Origin of the sequence: Hyphomonas sp. (assembly GCF_017792385.1) — a bacterium.
Lineage (GTDB): Bacteria > Pseudomonadota > Alphaproteobacteria > Caulobacterales > Hyphomonadaceae > Hyphomonas.
Genome location: NZ_CP051230.1, coordinates 3,298,532 through 3,317,645, shown reverse-complemented (window position 1 = coordinate 3,317,645; position 19,114 = coordinate 3,298,532). Strand labels below are relative to the sequence as shown.

General features: G+C 60.2%; 19 protein-coding genes. All 19 read left to right on the top strand.

The genetic code is table 11. The annotated features are described in order from the left end of the window. The first annotated feature begins 192 nt into the window (after positions 1–192). Complete coding sequence (locus HF955_RS16045) at positions 193–567, top strand: NADH-quinone oxidoreductase subunit A (RefSeq protein ID WP_036260944.1); 375 nt, start codon at positions 193–195, stop codon at positions 565–567. After that, positions 567–1,136, top strand: a complete 570-nt coding sequence (locus tag HF955_RS16040; protein ID WP_027837393.1) for an NADH-quinone oxidoreductase subunit B family protein — start codon at positions 567–569, stop codon at positions 1,134–1,136. Before HF955_RS16045 ends, HF955_RS16040 begins: the two co-directional genes overlap by 1 nt. Before the next feature lie 12 nt (positions 1,137–1,148). Next, positions 1,149–1,772: an NADH-quinone oxidoreductase subunit C gene (locus HF955_RS16035; RefSeq protein WP_291076566.1), complete on the top strand. Its 624-nt coding sequence runs from the start codon at positions 1,149–1,151 to the stop codon at positions 1,770–1,772. Further along, on the top strand, positions 1,772–2,977 hold the full coding sequence (locus HF955_RS16030) for an NADH-quinone oxidoreductase subunit D (RefSeq protein ID WP_036260946.1): 1,206 nt from the start codon (positions 1,772–1,774) through the stop codon (positions 2,975–2,977). Before HF955_RS16035 ends, HF955_RS16030 begins: the two co-directional genes overlap by 1 nt. A gap of 79 nt (positions 2,978–3,056) precedes the next feature. After that, a complete protein-coding gene (gene nuoE / locus HF955_RS16025; RefSeq protein ID WP_291076564.1) occupies positions 3,057–4,166 on the top strand; it encodes an NADH-quinone oxidoreductase subunit NuoE in 1,110 nt (369 codons plus the stop codon). Positions 4,167–4,169: 3 nt separating this feature from the next. Further along, positions 4,170–5,474: an NADH-quinone oxidoreductase subunit NuoF gene (nuoF, locus tag HF955_RS16020; protein ID WP_291076562.1), complete on the top strand. Its 1,305-nt coding sequence runs from the start codon at positions 4,170–4,172 to the stop codon at positions 5,472–5,474. A 4-nt stretch (positions 5,475–5,478) separates the two neighbouring features. Continuing rightward, a complete protein-coding gene (nuoG, locus tag HF955_RS16015) occupies positions 5,479–7,581 on the top strand; it encodes an NADH-quinone oxidoreductase subunit NuoG (RefSeq protein ID WP_291076560.1) in 2,103 nt (700 codons plus the stop codon). A 10-nt stretch (positions 7,582–7,591) separates the two neighbouring features. Beyond that, positions 7,592–8,683, top strand: coding sequence for an NADH-quinone oxidoreductase subunit NuoH (gene nuoH, locus HF955_RS16010; RefSeq protein WP_027837398.1), 1,092 nt, complete (start codon positions 7,592–7,594; stop codon positions 8,681–8,683). Further along, positions 8,680–9,165 (top strand): NADH-quinone oxidoreductase subunit NuoI, encoded by a 486-nt coding sequence (nuoI, locus tag HF955_RS16005; protein ID WP_027837399.1) that lies wholly within the window; start codon positions 8,680–8,682, stop codon positions 9,163–9,165. Before nuoH ends, nuoI begins: the two co-directional genes overlap by 4 nt. A gap of 62 nt (positions 9,166–9,227) precedes the next feature. Further along, positions 9,228–9,821 carry an NADH-quinone oxidoreductase subunit J gene (locus tag HF955_RS16000; RefSeq protein ID WP_291076557.1) on the top strand — a complete coding sequence of 198 codons (594 nt, stop codon included), beginning with the start codon at positions 9,228–9,230 and terminating at the stop codon, positions 9,819–9,821. Between the two features lie 4 nt (positions 9,822–9,825). Beyond that, positions 9,826–10,134 carry an NADH-quinone oxidoreductase subunit NuoK gene (gene nuoK / locus HF955_RS15995; protein ID WP_027837401.1) on the top strand — a complete coding sequence of 103 codons (309 nt, stop codon included), beginning with the start codon at positions 9,826–9,828 and terminating at the stop codon, positions 10,132–10,134. Positions 10,135–10,138: 4 nt separating this feature from the next. Then, entirely contained in the window at positions 10,139–12,274 is a 2,136-nt protein-coding gene (nuoL, locus tag HF955_RS15990; RefSeq protein WP_291076555.1) for an NADH-quinone oxidoreductase subunit L, read from the top strand. Continuing rightward, entirely contained in the window at positions 12,274–13,773 is a 1,500-nt protein-coding gene (locus HF955_RS15985; protein ID WP_291076553.1) for an NADH-quinone oxidoreductase subunit M, read from the top strand. The genes nuoL and HF955_RS15985 overlap by 1 nt, the downstream gene beginning before the upstream one ends. Before the next feature lie 4 nt (positions 13,774–13,777). Then, positions 13,778–15,205, top strand: coding sequence for an NADH-quinone oxidoreductase subunit NuoN (gene nuoN, locus HF955_RS15980; protein WP_291076551.1), 1,428 nt, complete (start codon positions 13,778–13,780; stop codon positions 15,203–15,205). Continuing rightward, the gene (locus HF955_RS15975; protein ID WP_291076549.1) at positions 15,202–15,939 is read left to right on the top strand and encodes a biotin--[acetyl-CoA-carboxylase] ligase; all 738 of its coding nucleotides are present in this window, start codon (positions 15,202–15,204) and stop codon (positions 15,937–15,939) included. The genes nuoN and HF955_RS15975 overlap by 4 nt, the downstream gene beginning before the upstream one ends. Positions 15,940–15,942: 3 nt before the next feature. After that, positions 15,943–16,710, top strand: coding sequence for a type III pantothenate kinase (locus HF955_RS15970; protein WP_291076547.1), 768 nt, complete (start codon positions 15,943–15,945; stop codon positions 16,708–16,710). 5 nt (positions 16,711–16,715) lie between these two features. Next, positions 16,716–18,401, top strand: coding sequence for a ribonuclease J (locus HF955_RS15965; protein WP_291076545.1), 1,686 nt, complete (start codon positions 16,716–16,718; stop codon positions 18,399–18,401). A gap of 5 nt (positions 18,402–18,406) precedes the next feature. Continuing rightward, complete coding sequence (gene mce, locus HF955_RS15960) at positions 18,407–18,835, top strand: methylmalonyl-CoA epimerase (protein WP_291076543.1); 429 nt, start codon at positions 18,407–18,409, stop codon at positions 18,833–18,835. Next, positions 18,835–19,068: a DUF1467 family protein gene (locus tag HF955_RS15955; RefSeq protein WP_291076541.1), complete on the top strand. Its 234-nt coding sequence runs from the start codon at positions 18,835–18,837 to the stop codon at positions 19,066–19,068. The genes mce and HF955_RS15955 overlap by 1 nt, the downstream gene beginning before the upstream one ends. The last annotated feature ends 46 nt before the right edge of the window (positions 19,069–19,114 follow it).

Genomic DNA, 19,114 nt, shown 5'->3' with positions numbered 1-19,114 from the left:
GGTTGAGAATGATTTGCATCTTGGCGTCAGATCGGCGTGACGCACCGCCGCAGCATCCTGCCCGTGAAATGGGCACCGTTCCGGGATAAAGTTTGTGGCTGCGATATATTGCGTCTGTCTGTTGCGCGTCACGCGAAACCGTCCTAATCCGGCGCGAGATCAAGCCACCCTTGCGGCAGGAGACAAGCTAGCATGTCAGAGATCGAACGCCTGGCCCTCGACTATTTGCCCGTGATCATCTTCCTGGTCATCGGAGCCGTGATTTCGGGGCTATTCATTGCAGGCTCGGCCCTTCTGGCACCCAGCAATCCCGATCCTGAGAAGAATTCGGCCTATGAGTGCGGTTTTCCGGCTTTCGACGATGCCCGCATGAAGTTCGACGTGCGCTTCTATCTCGTGGCGATTCTGTTCATCATTTTCGACCTTGAAGTCGCCTTCCTGTTCCCGTGGGCGGTAAGCCTCGGAACAATTGGTCTTGTCGGGTTCTGGTCGATGGTTGTGTTCCTGGGCGTCCTGACGATCGGGTTCATCTATGAGTGGCGCCGCGGTGCGCTGGAGTGGGAATAATGGCAGACGACTTCAAGACTTATGCGCTTGGCGGTGCCCGGACCGGCGTCGAAGGCGGCTTCAAGCCAGGCAATGACGATCCGTTCTATACCGGCCTGTCGGACCAGCTGGCCGACAAGGGATATTTCACGGCCGCCGCGGACGACCTGATCTCGTGGGCCCGTACGGGGTCCCTGATGTGGATGACCTTCGGTCTCGCCTGTTGCGCCGTGGAAATGATGCATGCCGGAAATCCGCGTTACGACCTGGAGCGCTTCGGCATGGCGCCGCGCGGATCGCCGCGACAGTCTGATGTGATGATCGTGGCCGGGACCCTGACCAACAAGATGGCGCCGGCCCTGCGCAAGGTCTACGACCAGATGCCGGAGCCGCGCTATGTGATCTCCATGGGCAGCTGCGCCAATGGCGGCGGCTATTATCACTACAGTTACAGCGTCGTGCGAGGGTGTGATCGCATTGTGCCGGTCGACATCTACATTCCGGGCTGTCCGCCGACGGCAGAGGCACTGGTCTACGGCTTCCTGCAATTGCAAAAGAAGATTCGCCGCGAAGGCTCGCTGGAACGGTAAGGGCTGAAGAAGATGACCACAGAAGCGATCGAAGCCCTGAAGGAGCTCGGAGCGCATATTGCCGCGCGCCAGCCCGATGCCGTCAAATCGGCAGACGTCACGGTAGGCGAATTGACGATTCTGGCCGAGCGCGACCACATCGTGCCGCTCCTGCGGTTTCTGCGCGACGACCAGCAATGCAATTTCGAGACGTTCATCGATGTTTGCGGCGTCGATTATCCCGAGCGCACGGAGCGGTTCGAGATTGTCTATCACCTCCTGTCGATGCGGATGAACCATCGCGTTCGCGTGCGCATCAGCACCGATGAGGATACGCCCGTGCCGAGCATTGTCGGGCTGTGGCCCGCCGCCAACTGGTTCGAGCGCGAGACGTTCGACATGTACGGCATTCAATTTTCGGATCACCCCGACCTGCGCCGGATCCTGACCGATTATGGGTTCGAGGGATATCCGCTGCGCAAGGACTTCCCCCTGACCGGGCACTATGAAGTTCGATATGACGATCTCGAGAAGCGCGTGATCTACGAGCCGGTCGAACTGGCACAGGAATACCGGAATTTCGATTTCCTCTCGCCCTGGGAGGGCATGACGAGCCAGATCCCCGGGGATGAGAAAGCCGAGGAGTCTTCTGAATAATGGCTGACACCGCGCACATCTCCGAGATGGATGACCGCAAGTTCACGCTGAATTTCGGTCCTCAGCACCCGGCCGCCCACGGCGTGCTTCGCATGATCCTTGATCTGGATGGCGAAGTCGTGACCCGTGTGGACAGCCATATCGGCCTGCTTCACCGCGGCACCGAAAAGCTGCTGGAATACAAGACCTTCCTGCAGGGCATGCCGTATTTCGACCGGCTGGATTATTGCGCGCCCATGAACCAGGAGCATGCCTGGTGCCTGGCCGTGGAAAAGCTGATGGGCATTGAGGTTCCGCGCCGCGCCAGCCTGATTCGCGTTCTGTATTCCGAAATTGGCCGGATCATGTCCCACATGCTGAACGTGACCACGCAGGCCATGGATGTCGGCGCGCTGACGCCGATCACCTGGGGGTTCGAAGAGCGTGAGAAGCTGTGCGTCTTCTATGAGCGCGCCTCCGGCAGCCGGATGCACGCAGCCTATTTCCGGCCAGGTGGCGTCCATCAGGATCTGCCGCAGGACCTGATCGACGATATTGCCGAGTGGTGCGAACAGTTCCCGGGCAAGCTCGACCAGATCGAGAGTCTGATCACCGAGAACCGCATCTTCAAGCAGCGGAATGTCGATATCGGCGTGGTCGATGAAAAGACCATCATGGACTGGGGATTTTCCGGCGTCATGGTGCGCGGCTCGGGATTTGCCTGGGACCTGCGCCGGTCGCAGCCCTATGAGTGCTATTCCGAACTCGATTTTAAGGTCCCGGTTGGTCGCAATGGCGACAATTACGACCGCTATGTCTGCCGCATGGAAGAGATGCGGGAGTCGACGAAGATCATGCAGCAATGCATCGATCTGATGTCGAAGGAAGGTCCGGGGCCCGTGCTCGTTCCGGGGTCCAAGCTGGCGCCACCGCGCCGGGCCGAAATGAAGAATTCGATGGAAGCCCTGATCCATCACTTCAAACTGTACACTGAAGGGTTCCACGTTCCCGAAGGCGAGACCTATGTGGCCATCGAGGCGCCAAAGGGCGAGTTCGGTGTTTATCTCGTGTCTGACGGTACGAACCGGCCGTATCGCGCCAAGATCCGTGCGCCGGGCTATCCGCACCTGCAGGCCATGGATCACCTGTGCAAGGGTCACATGCTGGCCGATGTGTCGGCCATCCTGGGCTCTCTGGACATCGTGTTCGGGGAGATCGACCGGTGAGCAATCAGCTTTCATGCATTTCCGGCGGCGCAGCCATTCGTGCTGACGCCTGTCGCAGTTTTTCGAAAAGGGGCAAGTGATGGCACTTCGCCGTTTTGACCTTGAGGCCGGAGGCGACAGTTTCGCCTTCAAGCCGGAGACCGAGGAGAAGATTGCCTTCTGGCGCGGGAAATACCCGGCGGACAAACAGCGGTCTGCCGTAATCCCGATGCTGTGGCTTGCACAGAAGGACAATAATGGCTGGCTGTCCGAGCCGGCTATGCGTGAAGTCGCAGACCGTCTGGAAATGCCCTACATCCGAGTCTACGAGGTCGCGACCTTCTATACGATGTTCCGCCTTCAGCCGGTGGGCAAGTATCACATCCAGCTTTGCGGTACGACGCCGTGCCAGCTGCGCGGCGCGGAGAAGCTGAAGGAGGTTTGCCAGACCGAGATCGGCAAACCGATGTATGTCACTGATGATGGGCGCCTTTCCTGGGAAGAAGTCGAATGCCTTGGTGCGTGTGTCAACGCGCCGATGGTTCAGGTGAATGACGACTACTATGAAGACCTGACACCGGATATGCTGTCGATCATTCTGAACAAGCTGAAGAATGGCGTCGAAGCGCATCCCGGCCCTCAGGTCGACCGCATCAACAGCGCGCCGGAAGGCGGTACGGCGATCCTTACCGATCCCGACCTGTTTGACGGGACGCGCAACCAGATCAGCGCGCTGCCGAACCTGCCGACAAGCGAGCCGGAACCCGAGCCGACTGCTGCCGGAAAGCCGGACGAAGGAGCGCCGACCAATACGCAGCGCGAAGTTCCTCAGAAGGAAACCACCGGGAAAACCACGCTGATTTCGAAGACCGAAGCGGCAGCTTCCGGTGAAAAGGCAGAGGTGGCGGGTGAAAAACCGGAAACCCTCGCCGTTGCGGCTGAGGATCAAGACGACCTCAAGCGCATCAAGGGCATCGGTCCGAAGAATGAGGACGCCCTCAACGAGTTGGGCATCTACACGTTCCGTCAGATCGCCGAATGGACGCCGTCCAATGTCGACTGGGTCGAGGATTTCATGAGCTTTCCGGGGCGAATTGAACGCGAAGACTGGATCGGACAAGCCAAACTGCTGGCAAGCGGAGCCGAGACAGAGTTCTCGAAACGCGTCGATGCCGGGGAAGTGGCTTCCAGCAAGGATGATGAGGAATAGGCCATGTTGCAGGACAAGGATCGCATCTTCACCAACCTGTACGGGTTGCATTCGCCCGATCTGGAAGCAGCGAAGAAGCGGGGTGCCTGGCACCTCACAAAGGAAATGCTCGACCAGGGACCGGACTGGATCTGTGATCAGATCAAGGCGTCCGGCCTGCGTGGCCGTGGCGGAGCGGGCTTCCCGACCGGGCTGAAGTGGACATTCATGCCGAAGGAAGTGCGCGACCGGCCGCACTACCTGGTCGTGAACGCAGACGAATCCGAACCCGGCACCTGCAAAGACCGGGAGATCATGCGGCATGACCCGCACCTCCTGATCGAAGGTTGCATGGTGGCCAGCCGCGCGATGCGGGCCCACAAGTGCTATGTCTACATCCGCGGTGAGTACATTAATGAGCGTCACGCGCTGGAGAAGGCCGTCAAGGAAGCCTATGAGGCAAAGCTGATCGGCAAGGACAATGTGAATGGCTGGGATTTCGATCTCTATGTTCATCACGGCGCCGGCGCCTATATCTGCGGAGAAGAGACTGCGCTTCTGGAAAGCCTTGAGGGCAAGAAGGGTCAGCCGCGCCTTAAGCCGCCATTTCCAGCCAATGCGGGGCTCTATGGCTGCCCGACGACTGTGAACAATGTCGAGTCAATTGCCGTTGCGCCGACCATCCTGCGCCGTGGCGCCGAATGGTTTGCGGGCTTTGGCCGTCCGAACAATACCGGCACCAAGCTGTTCTGCGTCTCGGGTCACGTGAACAAGCCGTGCAATGTCGAGGAGGAGATGTCGATCACCTTCCGCGAACTGATAGACAACCATTGCGGCGGCATCCGGGGCGGATGGGACAATCTCAAGGCCGTGATTCCGGGTGGATCGTCGGTGCCAATGGTTCCGGCCGAACAGATCATGGACGCCTATATGGATTTCGACACGCTGCGGGACCTGAAGTCAGGCCTTGGCACGGCGGCCGTGATCGTGATGGACAAGGACACCGATCTGATCAAGGCGATTGCCCGTCTCGCATACTTCTACAAGCACGAATCCTGCGGCCAGTGCACGCCCTGCCGCGAAGGCACGGGCTGGATGTGGCGCGTGATGGAACGCATGGTGAAGGGCGAAGCCGAACATGACGAAATCGAGACGTTGCTCGACGTGACCAAGCAGGTCGAGGGTCACACGATCTGTGCGCTGGGAGATGCTGCAGCCTGGCCGATCCAGGGCCTGATCCGTCATTTCCGTCACGAGATCGAAGATCGCATCAACCAGTACAGGCTGCCGCGCGCCATGGTGCAGGGCGCAGTCGTGGCAGCGGAGTAGGACAATGTCAGACGATCTTTTCAAGCTGAACGTCGATGGCAAGGACATCGAAGTCCCCCGCCACTACACGCTGATGCAGGCCTGCGAAGAAGCAGGGGCCGAGATTCCGCGTTTCTGTTACCATGAGCGCCTGTCGGTGGCGGGCAATTGCCGCATGTGCCTTGTTGAATGGGAAGGCGCGCCGAAGCCGATTGCCTCCTGTGCGCAAACCGTCGGGGACATGCGGCCCAATCGCGACGGATCGGCGCCGAACATTCGCACCAAGGGCGCCTATGTGGAGAAGGCCCGCAATGGCGTGATGGAATTCCTGTTGATCAACCACCCACTGGATTGCCCGATCTGCGACCAGGGCGGTGAGTGCGACCTGCAGGATCAGGCCATGGCCTATGGCCGCGCCGGCAGCCGCTATGACGAGAACAAGCGCGCCGTTGAAGACAAGAATATGGGGCCGCTGGTCAAGACGATCATGACCCGCTGCATCCAGTGCACGCGATGCGTGCGCTTCGCTGCGGAAGTGGCGGGTGTCGAGGAACTCGGCATGATCTCGCGCGGCGAAAATGCCGAGATCACGACCTATCTGGAAAAGAGCCTGACCTCTGAGCTTTCCGGCAACGTGATCGACCTCTGCCCGGTCGGCGCACTGACTTCGAAGCCTTACGCATTCAATGCGCGGCCATGGGAACTGCGCAAGACGTCCTCGATTGACGTGATGGACGCCATGGGCGCCTCCATCCGCGTGGATGCGAAGGGCGATGGCGTGATGCGGATCCTTCCCGAGGTCAATGAGGAGATCAATGAGGAGTGGCTTTCGGACAAGTCCCGTTTTGTCTGGGACGGCCTGGCGCGCCAGCGTCTGGACAAGCCCTATGTCCGCGAGAACGGAAAACTGCGCCCGGCAAGCTGGGGCGAAGCCTTTGCGGCCGTCAAGGCGGCCTTGTCTGTTCCGGCAGACAAGGTGGGTGTCGTGGCCGGTGACCTCGTTGAAGTCGAGCAGGCGAAGGCCGCGCTCGACCTGTTCCGCAGTCTTGGCATCCAGAGTACGGATTGCCGCCCTGAAGGGGCCCAATACGGCACCGATGGTGTGCGCGAACGCTACATTCTGAATGGGACTCTGGCCGGCGTGGAAGACGCCGACGCGTTGTTGCTGATCGGCACCAATCCGCGTGTTGAAGCCGCCGTCTGGAACGCCCGCATCCGCAAGGCCTGGCTGTGGGCTGATCTCAAGGTGGGCCGGATTGGTGAGGCAGCAGACCTGACCTATGATCATGCCTGGCTGGGCGGCGGGGCATCTGCGCTCGCGGATGTTCGCTCCAGCGACTTTGGCAAAGTGCTCGCCGGGGCCGAGCGTCCCATGATCGTCGTAGGCGAAGGCGCCTTGTGCGGCGAGGATGGCGCAGCCGTTCTGGCAAAGGCGCTTGAGCTGGCGCATGAGGTCGGCGCTGTCAAAGAAGGCTGGGCCGGTTTCGGCGTTCTGCACAATGCTGCAGGCCGGGTTGGCGCGCTCGATGTCGGCTTCGTGCCGGGTGAAGGCGGCGGAACGACGGCGGACATCCTGTCCGGAACCATGGAAACTGTGGTCCTGCTTGGCGCGGACGAGGTAGACCTGTCACGCCTTGGCAGCGCGAACGTGATCTATGTCGGCTCCCACGGTGATGCTGGCGCCGCGCGGGCGGACATCATCCTGCCGAGCGCCGCCTATACCGAGATGTCGGCGACCTATGTGAACACGGAAGGCCGCGTCCAGATGACAAGCCGCGCTGTGCAGCCCAAGGGCGAGGCGCGCGAAGGATGGGCGATTTTCCGCGCGCTGTCGGATGTGATGGGCAAGACACTGCCCTATGACACGGCGGACGCATTGCGGGCGGAGCTGCGTGGACCGGACGGTGAAAGCACCGTGTTTTCAGGACTCGGTTTCGCGCCGGGTGCCATGGGGGTAGACGCGCTGAAAGCTCCGATGAGCGGAGCGTCCGGCGGTCTTTCCACCGCGACATTCCGTCCGGTGTTTGACGATTTCTACATGACGAACCCGATAGCACGGGCGTCCAAGACGATGGCCGAGTGTTCGGCGCTGGCCTCAGCGCTGGACACCCCGGTGGCAGCGGAGTAGGGCGGGCGCCATGAGCAATTATGTCGAGTCTCTCGGGCAACTTTGGGGGCCATTGCTGGTCCTCGGGCAGATCGGCCTGTTCACGCTGGTCCTGCTGTTGTCGATCGCATTCCTGCTTCTGCTGGACCGGAAGGTCTGGGCAGGCGTGATGATGCGGAAGGGCCCCAATGTCGTGGGTCCATTCGGCCTGATGCAATCCTTCGCGGACTTCGGGAAGTTCCTGCTCAAGGAAATCGTGATTCCGGCCGGTGCCAACAAGACGGTCTTCCTGATCGCTCCGATCCTGACCTGTACGCTGGCGTTTGCAGCCTGGGCGGCGATTCCGGTGGCGCCGGGAACGGTCAGCGGCACGAGCTGGGTGATCTCGAACCTCAATGTCGGCGTACTCTACCTGTTCGCCATCAGCTCCCTTGGTGTCTACGGCATCATCATGGGCGGCTGGGCCTCGAACTCGAAATACCCGTTCCTTGGCGCGCTGCGCTCGGCGGCGCAGATGGTGTCCTATGAAGTCTCCATCGGCTTCGTGATCGTGACGGTGATCCTGCTGGTCGGATCGATGAACCTGACCGATATCGTCAATGCTCAGGAAGGCGGCATCTGGACCTGGCATGCCTTCAGCTTCCAGCATTTCCCGCTGATCCTGGTCATGTTCCCGATGTTCATCATCTTCTTCGTGTCGGCACTGGCGGAAACCAACCGGCCTCCATTCGATCTTCCGGAAGCGGAATCCGAACTCGTGGCCGGATACCAGGTCGAGTATGGATCGACGCCGTATCTGCTGTTCATGCTGGGCGAGTATCTGAACATCGTCCTGATGTGCGCCCTCATGACCATCCTGTTCCTGGGCGGCTGGCACGGGCCCTTTGCGCTGGGAGAGGAGTTCGTACGCGATCATCCGTTCCTCAACGCGTTTGCCGGCCTGTTCTGGTTCATGTTCAAGATCTTCCTGTTCTTTTTCATGTTCGCCATGGTGAAGGCCATCGTGCCCCGTTACCGCTATGACCAGCTGATGCGCCTCGGCTGGAAGATTTTCCTGCCGACCTCGCTTGTCGCGGTTCTGATCGTGTCCGGCTATGTCGCTTATCTGGGAGTTCAGTCATGAGCTTGGCGCAGACCATTCGCGGCGCGCTCCTCACCGATTTTCTCGGCGCGCTCGTCGTTGCGACGAAGGAAATGTTCACGCGCAAGGCGACGGTGAACTATCCCTTCGAGAAGAACCCCCTGTCACCGCGTTTCCGGGGCGAGCATGCGCTGCGCCGCTATCCCAGCGGTGAGGAGCGGTGCATTGCCTGCAAACTGTGCGAGGCGATCTGCCCTGCGCAGGCCATTACGATCGAGGCTGAACCGCGCGCGGATGGTGCCCGCCGCACCACGCGCTATGACATCGACATGGTGAAGTGCATCTATTGCGGTTTCTGCCAGGAAGCCTGTCCGGTGGATGCCATCGTGGAAGGGCCGAACTTCGAATTCGCGACCGAAACACGCGAGGAGCTGTTCTACGACAAGGACCGGCTGCTCGCGAATGGAGATCGTTGGGAACGACTGATCGCCAAGAATCTGGAACTCGACGCGCCTTACCGCTAGGCGCCGTTAATTAACCTCGTGGGGCATGGATCGCCCCGCCAAGAAGGGGGCCTTGTAGGGCTGTGGCAGTCATCGCTTTCTACCTGATCGCGGCCGTCGTGCTCGTCTCGGCGCTGTCGGTGATCATGGCACGCAACCCCGTTCATTCGGTGTTGTGGCTCATTCTCGCTTTCTTTTCCTCGGCCGGCCTTTTGGTCCTGATCGGCGCCGAATTCCTGGCAATGCTCCTGGTCGTGGTCTATGTCGGCGCCGTCGCTGTCCTGTTCCTGTTCGTGGTCATGATGCTGGATGTCGACTTTGTCGAGCTGAAACAGGGCACGCTGAGATACTGGCCATTCGCGGTTCTGGTGGGCATCGTGTTTGCCGCAGAAATCGTTCTGGCCTCCGTGGTTGGCACGGGCGAAATGTCCACGAGTTTCGATGCATCTCCAGGAGCCGACACCAATGCCGAGGCCATCGGGCAGGTGATGTACACGCAATACCTGCTGCTGTTCCAGATGGCTGGCGTGATCCTGCTGGTCGCCATGATCGGGGCAATTGTCCTGACCCTGCGCCATCGGCCGGAGACCAAGCGTCAGAACATCGCCAAACAGACCTCGCGCCGCCGCAGCGACGCCTATGAACTGAAAGACCCCACTCCGGGGCAGGGGATCTAAGACTATGGACCTTGGGCTTTCCCATTTTCTCGCCGTTTCGGCGGCCCTGTTCACCATCGGGGTCGTGGGCATCTTCGTGAACCGCAAGAACATCATTGTCATCCTGATGGCGATCGAACTGATCCTGCTGTCGGTGAATTTGAACCTGATCGCCTTTTCGGTGTTCAGCGGCACCATCGCCGGGCAGATCTTCGCCATGCTGGTCCTGACCGTCGCTGCTGCCGAAGCAGCGGTCGGGCTGGCCATCCTCGTGGTCTATTTCCGCAATCGCGGCGACATCTCAGTTGAGAATGTCGACCTGATGAAGGGGTAGGGCGATGCTTCCAGATATCCTGATCCTCTACATCGTCCTGGCACCGGGGCTTGTCGCGCTGACCGGCCTGCTGCACAAGCAGATCGGCGACAAGATCGTGATGAGCCTGACAACCGCCGTGGTGCTCTCCGCAGGCCTGCTGTCGTTGATCCAGCTATTCGCCTATGTTGCCGGCATTGGTGGCCATGCCGGAACCGAAGAGCATCATGCGAGCCTCGTTGCGGCGACCACCGGACATGACCTCAAGCAGCATATCATCACGCTGATGCCATGGATCCATGTCGGCGAGTTCCAGGCCAATTGGGCCATCCGCGTCGACACGCTGTCGATCGTCATGATGGCCGTAATCACGGGCGTTTCGGGCCTCGTGCACCTCTATTCCTGGGGCTATATGAGCGAGGATCCGCACAAGGCACGCTTCTTCAGCTACCTGTCGCTCTTCACATTCATGATGCTGATGCTGGTGACGGCTGACAATTTCATCCAGCTGTTCTTTGGCTGGGAGGGCGTCGGCCTCGCATCGTACCTGCTGATCGGTTTCTGGTATCAGAACAAGGCGCCCAATGATGCGTCGATCAAGGCCTTCGTGACCAATCGTGTTGGCGATTTCGGCCTCGCGCTGGGCATCATGGCCGTGTTCTTCGTGTTCCGCTCTGTTGAGTTCGGCCCGGTGCTTGAGGCCGTGCGCAACAATGTTCAGGTCGTTCCGGTTGGTTTCACCGAGTCTCACCCTGTGCGCGACCTGGTCATTCCGTTTCTCCACTGGGACCTGAATGCGCTCGAAGTGATCGGCGTGTTGCTGTTCATCGGTGCCATGGGCAAGTCGGCCCAGTTCTTCCTGCATGTCTGGCTGCCGGACGCGATGGAGGGCCCGACCCCGGTTTCGGCACTGATCCATGCCGCGACCATGGTCACCGCAGGTGTCTACCTCGTCTGCCTCCTGTCACCGATCTACGAATACACATTCTACGCGGCCGGCATGATCACCATCATCGGCGCCGTCACGGCGCTGTATGCCGCCACGGTCGGTATGGCGCAGAACGACATCAAGCGGGTCATTGCCTATTCGACCTGTTCACAGCTCGGATACATGTTCTTTGTCGCCGGTGTTGGCGCCTATGAAGCGGCCATGTTCCACCTGTTCACGCACGCCTTCTTCAAGGCGCTGCTGTTCCTTGGCGCAGGCTCCGTCATTCACGGCATGCACCATGAGCAGGACATGCGGCGGATGGGCGGTCTCGCCAAATTCATGCCGCTGACCTATGCGGCCATGATGATCGGCACGATTGCGATCATCGGCCTTGGCATTCCGCACACCAAGATCGGCTTTGCCGGCTTCTTCTCCAAGGACGCCATTCTCGAAAGCGCGTTTGCAGCAGGGCAGGCAGAAGTCATGTTCGGCCAGATGGCTTTCTGGTTCGGCCTGCTCGCGGCCTTCCTGACCAGCTTCTACTCGTGGCGCCTGATCTACATGACGTTCCATGGCCCGAAAGCGTGGGAGGCTGATGATCATCATGATGATCCCGCTCATGACGAAGCCCATGATGCGCATGGCCATGGTCATGGTCACACGCCGCACGAAAGCCCGCTCGTCATGCTGGTGCCGCTGGCGCTGCTCAGCCTGGGCGCGATCTTTGCGGGTGTCTATTTCTATGACGCCTTTGTCGATCACAGCAATGAAGCCTTCTGGGCTGGGTCGATCTATCGCGCTGCCGAGAACCATGTCCTGCATGATCGGCACAATGTTCCGGAATGGGTGCTGTTCGCGCCGCTGGTCGTGACGATTGCCGGCTTCCTGGTGGCGACCTTCACCTATTACTTCAACCGCGGTGTCGGACAGCGTGTTGCCGACAGTGGCGGACCGTTGCACTCGCTGTTCTACAACAAATGGTATTTCGACGAGATCTATCAGGCGACCCTGGTCAAGGGATCGGCCCTGCTGGGCAATCTGTTCTGGAAGGCCGACAAGAAGATCATTGACGGGATCGGTCCGGATGGCGTTGCCGCCGTGACGAAATCCTCGGCCGGGCGACTGTCGAAGATGCACACCGGATATCTCTACCACTATGCTTTCGTGATTATCGGCGCTGCACTCGTATTCGGCGGAATACTGTGGCTGCGCGCTGGAGGAGCCAACTGATGGGCGGTTTTCCCATTCTTTCAGCGATGACCTTCCTGCCGCTGGCAGGGGCGCTCATCATCATGCTCGTCCGCGCGGCGACCGCTGGCAGCCGGGAGGCGTCTTCCGGGGATTCCGAGGGCCGCACCGCGCTTCTGGCCGGACTGATCATCTCAGGTGCGACCTTTATCGCGTCCCTGGCAGCCTTTGCGGCATTCGATGCTTCCGAGACCGGGTACCAGCTTGTTGAGCACTATAGCTGGTATCGCAATATCAGTTACAAGATGGGTGTGGACGGCCTGTCGATCTCGCTGATCCTGCTGACGACCTTCCTGATCCCGATCTGCCTGCTGGCCAGCTGGAATTCCATCCACAACCGCGTCACTGAATATGTCGTGGCCTTCCTTGTGTTGGAGACCTTCATCATCGGTGTGTTCACCGCGATGGATCTGGTCCTGTTCTACATCTTCTTCGAAGCCGGCCTGATCCCGATGTTCCTGATCATCGGCATCTGGGGCGGCAAGGACAAGATCTATGCCGCGTTCAAATTCTTCCTCTACACGCTGATCGGCTCCCTGCTGATGCTGGTAGCAGTGGTCTACATGTATCAGGCGGCCGGAAGCTCCGATTTCGAAGTGCTCGAGAAGTATGCCTTCGACCCGGGTATCCAGACCTGGCTCTGGCTGGCCTTCATGGCCTCCTTCGCCGTAAAACTGCCGATGTGGCCGGTCCACACCTGGCTGCCTGACGCGCACGTTCAGGCGCCGACGGCAGGCTCTGTTGTTCTGGCGGGAGTGCTGCTGAAAATGGGCGGCTACGGTTTCCTGCGTTTCTCGCTGCCCATGTTCCCGGATGCGAGCCAGCTGTTCCAGCCCTTCATGTTCGCGCTGGCCGTGATCGCTATTGTCTACACGTCTCTGGTCGCCTGGCGCCAGACCGACATGAAGAAGCTGATCGCCTATTCCTCTGTCGCGCACATGGGCTTTGTCACGCTGGGCGTGTTTGCCTTCAACGAAGCGGGCGTACAGGGCGCGATCTTCCAGATGCTGAGCCATGGTCTGATTTCCGGCGCGCTGTTCCTGATCGTTGGAGTTGTCTATGACCGGATGCACACGCGAGAGATCGCGGCCTATGGCGGGCTCGTCCATCGCATGCCGGTCTATGCGACCTTCTTCATGCTGTTCACGATGGCCAATGTCGGCCTGCCGGGCACGTCCGGATTCATCGGCGAGATTCTGACCATGGTCGGTGGCTTCCAGGCATCAACCTGGGCCGCAGCGGGCGCCGCGCTCGGTGTGATCTTCTCGGCCGTCTACATGCTGACGCTGTATCGCCGCACCGTGTTCGGACAAATCACCAATCCGAAGCTCGAGACGATCAAGGACATGAGCCTGATCGAATGGATCTGCATCGCGCCACTCGCACTGCTGACCATCCTCTTCGGTGTCGCACCCAATTTGATCTTCAACATTACCGAGGGTTCTGCCTTGCGCATCCTGAACCTGATGGCGGGAGGCTGATCTCATGATTGATTTCACTGCCATGATACTGGCGATTGGCCCGGAACTCTGGCTTGTCGCAATCGCCCTGGCCGGCGTCCTCATTGGCGCGACGCTGAAGGACCGGTTCAACAGCGTCTCCATCAAGTTCGGCGCTTTGTCCCTGTTCGCAGCGGCGGCGTTTTCCCTGCTGAATTATGAGGGCGGCGAAGCCTTTGGCGGCCTCGTACGTACCAACACCTTTGTCAATTTCGCGAAGTTTGTAAGCTATGCGCTGGCCGGATTTGCCCTGATGGCTTCGGAGGGTTTCCTGAAGCGCCACGGCACCATCCGGTACGAATACTCGCTGCTGATCCTGCTCGCCTCCTTCGGCATGGGCATCATCCTTTCGGCAGCCGATCTGATGACACTGTATATGGGTGTCGAGACCCTGAGCCTGTCATCCTATGTGCTGGCGGCCTTCCACCGGGATTCCGCCAAGGCGTCGGAAGCAGGCCTCAAATATTTTGTGCTCGGCGCTCTGGCGTCCGGCATGCTGCTCTACGGCGCTTCGCTGGTCTATGGTTTCTCGGGATCTACCGAGTTCGCAGTGATCGCGTCTGCAAGCCCGTCCATCGGCATGATGTTCGGCATGGTTCTGATGATTGTCGGCCTGGCCTTCAAGGTGTCGGCCGCGCCCATGCACATCTGGACGCCGGATGTCTATGAGGGAGCACCCACGCCCGTGGTGGCCTTCTTTGCTTCCGCGCCGAAAATGGCCAGCATGGTGGTCTTCGCGAATGTCATGTTCACCGTGTTCGGGGATGTGATCGATCAGTGGCAGCTGATCCTTTGCATCATTGCCGGTCTGTCCATGATCATCGGCTCGCTGGGCGCTCTGACGCAGACCAATATCAAGCGTCTGCTGGGCTATTCCTCCATCGCCAATATCGGTTATGCGCTGGTGGCGGTTGCGGCCGGCAAGGAGCTGGGCGCCGGACCGTTGCTGGTCTTCATGACCTTGTATGCCATTGCGTCGCTTGGCCTGTTCATGGGCGTTCTGGCCATGCGCCGGAAAGGCGGAATGGTGGAGGGCATCAACGAGCTGGGCGGCCTGATGCGCAAGCGTCCGATTTTGGCGATCGCGCTGTCGATCCTGATCTTTTCCATGGCCGGCCTGCCGCCCTTTGGCGGGTTCTTCGGCAAGTGGGAAGTGCTGACCGCCGGCGTCGATGCCGGTCTGATGCCGGTTGTCATCATTCTCGTGCTCGCCTCGGTCGTGTCGCTTGGATACTATCTCCGCCTGATCAAGATCATGTGGTTTGATGAGCCAACCGAGAAATTCGAGGCCATTGACGGGTCTGTGACCATGACCGTGCTGCTGGCCGCGCTGGTGGCAGGGATCCTGTTCCTGTTCTTCATCAACGCCCTGTCAGGCTGGGCCGGATCGGCTGCGTTGGGGCTGCCAGCTTGAGTTCAACCTGGCCCGTCTACAATCTTGGCGTCATAGACAGCACGAACACCGAAGCCAGGCGGCGCGCGAAAGCGGGGACGTTCCAGGATAGCTGGCTGGTCGCAGAGGCCCAGACTGCCGGACGCGGACGCCTGCAGCGGGAATGGATCTCTCCGACGGGGAATTTGTTCTCGACGGCCCTGTTTCACGAGCCGGGCGGCATTCGCGTGGCAGCCCGTATTCCGTTTGCTGCTGCGCTGGCGGTTTCGGATGTGGTCAGCCAGTTGGCACCGGACGCTCCGGTCAAGCTGAAATGGCCAAATGACGCACGGATCGACGGCGCGAAGGTTTCCGGCATCCTCATCGAGACCGGCGGACAGGACGACGCTTTCTGGGTCGCTGCCGGGATCGGGATCAACGTCACGACCGCTCCCGATCGGGCCGGGCAGGCGGCCACATCGCTGCATCAATTGCGCGGGGATACGGTGCTTTCGCCGGCTGATGTGCTGTCGGCCTTGCGCGCGGCGTTCGCGGTTCGGCTTGCGCATGCGCGAAACGGTTTTGACCGGCTGCGGGCCGATTGGCTCAAAGTGGCGGAAGGCCTTGGCGAGACGGTATCGGTTTCGCGAAATGGCGATCCGCTGATAGGCGTATTCGAAGACATGGCCGAAGACGGATCCTTGATATTGAGGCTGCCGGATGGGCGCCGGGAAATCGTCCGGGCGGGTGATGTGAGCCTGATAGGGAGTGGCTGAGCAATGCTTCTGGCAATCGACGTAGGCAACACGAATACAGTGTTCGGCATTCATGATGGCGAGGCATGGGTGAACCAGTGGCGCAGTGCGACCGACCCGACAAAGACCGCTGATGATCATGCGGCATGGCTGTGGCGTCTCGCGGACATGCATGGCGTTGATCTGAAACGTATCAAGGGGTGTGTGATTTCGACGGTCGTGCCGCAGGCACAGTTCAATTTCCGCAACCTCGCCCGGCGGTATCTCGAGATTGAGCCGATGTTCATTGGCGATCCGAGCCTGAAGACGGGCGTGCCGGTTCGTATTCACCGACCCGAACAGGTTGGAGCCGACCGGATCGTCAGCGCGCTCGGCGCCCATATGACGTATTCAGGCAATCTGATCGTGATCGACAGTGGCACAGCGACCACATTCGATGTCGTGGCCGAGGATGGCGGCTTTGAGGGTGGGATCATTTCACCAGGTATCAATCTGTCCATGCGGGCCCTTCATGACGCTGCAGCGCAATTGCCGCGGATTGCCATTCAGAAACCGCCGCGCGTGATCGGGCAGGACACGATCAGCGCCATGCAATCCGGCGTGTTCTGGGGCTATATCGACCTGATCGACGGCCTGGTCACCCGGATCAAGGCGGAATTCGGCAAGCCGATGAAAGTGGTCGCGACCGGCGGCGTTGCGTCACTGTTCGAAGGCGCCAGCGAGACCATAGATTATTATGATCAGGACATTACCATTCGGGGCCTGCTCGAAATTTACAGACGGAATTCTTGAAGCGCATGGCAGATACGGACGGCATAGAGGACGAACTGGTTTTCCTTCCGCTTGGCGGATGCAACGAAATCGGGATGAACCTCAACGCCTATGGCTATGGCCCATCCCATGACCGGCGCTGGATCCTGGCGGATCTGGGGGTTACGTTCGGCTCGCTCGACACGCCGGGCATCGACCTGATCTGCGCTGACCCGGAATATCTCATCGGCGAGAAGATTGACGCGATCTTCCTGACGCATGCGCATGAGGATCATATCGGCGCAGTCGGCCTGTTGTATCCGCGGCTGCAGACCAATGCGCCGATCTATGCCACACCGTTCACGGCGGAGCTGGTGCGGTCGAAAATGGTCGAGCGCGGCGTGGATCCTGCCTGGCTGAAACCCGTCTCGCTGGGCGGCACCGTGACGGCGGGCCCCTTCGAGGTCACCTATGTGACGCTGACTCACTCCATTCCGGAGCCCAACGCACTGGCCATCAAGACGCCGCTGGGCACGATCCTGCACACAGGCGACTGGAAGATCGATCCGGACCCGCAGATCGGCTCGACCACGGATGTGGCAGGCCTGACGGCACTTGGCGATGCCGGCGTGCTGGCCATGGTGTGCGATTCCACGAACGTGTTCGAGGAAGGCGAGTCCGGATCTGAAGAAGGGGTCAAGCAGGGGCTGATCAAGCTGATCGCCGAGCAGAAGCAGGCTGTGGCCGTGACCACATTTGCTTCCAATGTCGCGCGGGTGAAATCGATCATTGAGGCGGCTGAACAGGCGGGCCGGGCGGTCTGTCTGGTCGGGCGCAGCATGCACCGGATCACGGATGCCGCAAAGTCTGTCGGGATCCTGCCATCGACGCTGGACTTCGTGGATGAGAGCGATGCCGCGCACATTCCGGCCGAACATATCCTGTACCTGTGTACCGGCAGTCAGGGCGAGGCGCGTGCCGCGCTGTCCCGCATGGCGCGCCGGGACCATCGCCATGTCACGCTGAATGCCGGCGATACGGTCATCTTCTCGTCCCGCCAGATCCCCGGAAACGAGAAAGAGATCTTCGAGCTTCAGAACTCGCTTGCGGAACAGGGTGTGCGGGTCATCACGCCGCGCATGGTGCCGTATCCGATCCATGTGTCCGGCCATCCCTGCCGCGACGAGCTGCGCCGCATGTATGGCTGGGTACGCCCCCATGTTTCCGTTCCGGTGCATGGCGAGCGGCGCCACATCATGGAGCATGCGGCCTTTGCGAAATCCCTTCAGGTGCCGCATGCGGTGACCCCGAAAAATGGCAGCCTGGTCAGGCTGGCTCCCGGCGAGGCGGAAATTGTGGATGTTGTGCCGGCGGGGCGCCTGTTCCTCGACGGGGACCGGCTGGTGCCGGAAGGCGCCCAGGGCATTGATGAACGCCGCAAGCTGTCTTTCTCAGGCATTCTGTTTGCCACCCTGACGCTGGACGAGGATGGCGACGTGCTGGATGGACCGGTCGTTCTGGCCAAGGGCCTGTCGGAACCGGATGGGCGCATTGCCGATGAAAGTATCGAACCGCTCGAAATCGCGGCCGAGGATGCAATTGGTCGCATGAAGAAACGCGACCGGATGGACGATGATGCGGTAGAGCGCACGGTCGGCCGCGCCCTGCGGAAGGCATGCCTTGAAACCTTTGGTCACCGCCCCGTTATAGAAGTGATCGTATTGAGGAGTTGAAACCCGTGTCAGAGTTCAAGATCGGCCCCCTGAATCATGTCGGCGTTGCCGTGCCGGATATCGACGCCGCCTGCGAAACCTATCGCACGCTATATGGTGCGACGGACATCACCACGCCGTTCGACATGCCGGAGCAGGGCGTGAAGGTCTGTTTCGTGAACCTGCCGAACAGCCAGATCGAACTGATCGAGCCGCTGAGTGCGGAGTCTCCCATCGCCAATTTCATCGCCAAGAACCCGAAGGGCGGACAGCATCATGTCTGTTTCGAGGTCGAGGACATTCATCAGGCCGTGGACGAGATGAACAAACGCGGCGCGACCGTGCTGGGCAAGCCGCGCATCGGCGCGCATGGCACGCTGATCATCTTCGTTCATCCGAAGAATTCGAACGGGGTGCTGATCGAACTGATGGAAACGCCGAAGGACGCGCACTGATGTCGATCTTTGGCGCCGGAGTCGTGTTCACGATTGCCTGGTGGCTGTCCTTTTTCGTGGTGCTTCCCATTGGCGTGCAGGGCCAGTGGGAAGATGAATCCACGACACCGGGAACCGAGGAAGCGGCGCCGAAACATCCCATGCTGGCAAAGAAGGCGCTCTGGGCGACCGGCGGCGCAACCGTGCTGACCGTGCTGACGGCCCTGCTCGTGCCACGTTTGCTTGCGCAATAGGGCCGGCTGCGGCTAGGTGGCCTTCGTTTAGCGCGCGATCACGGAG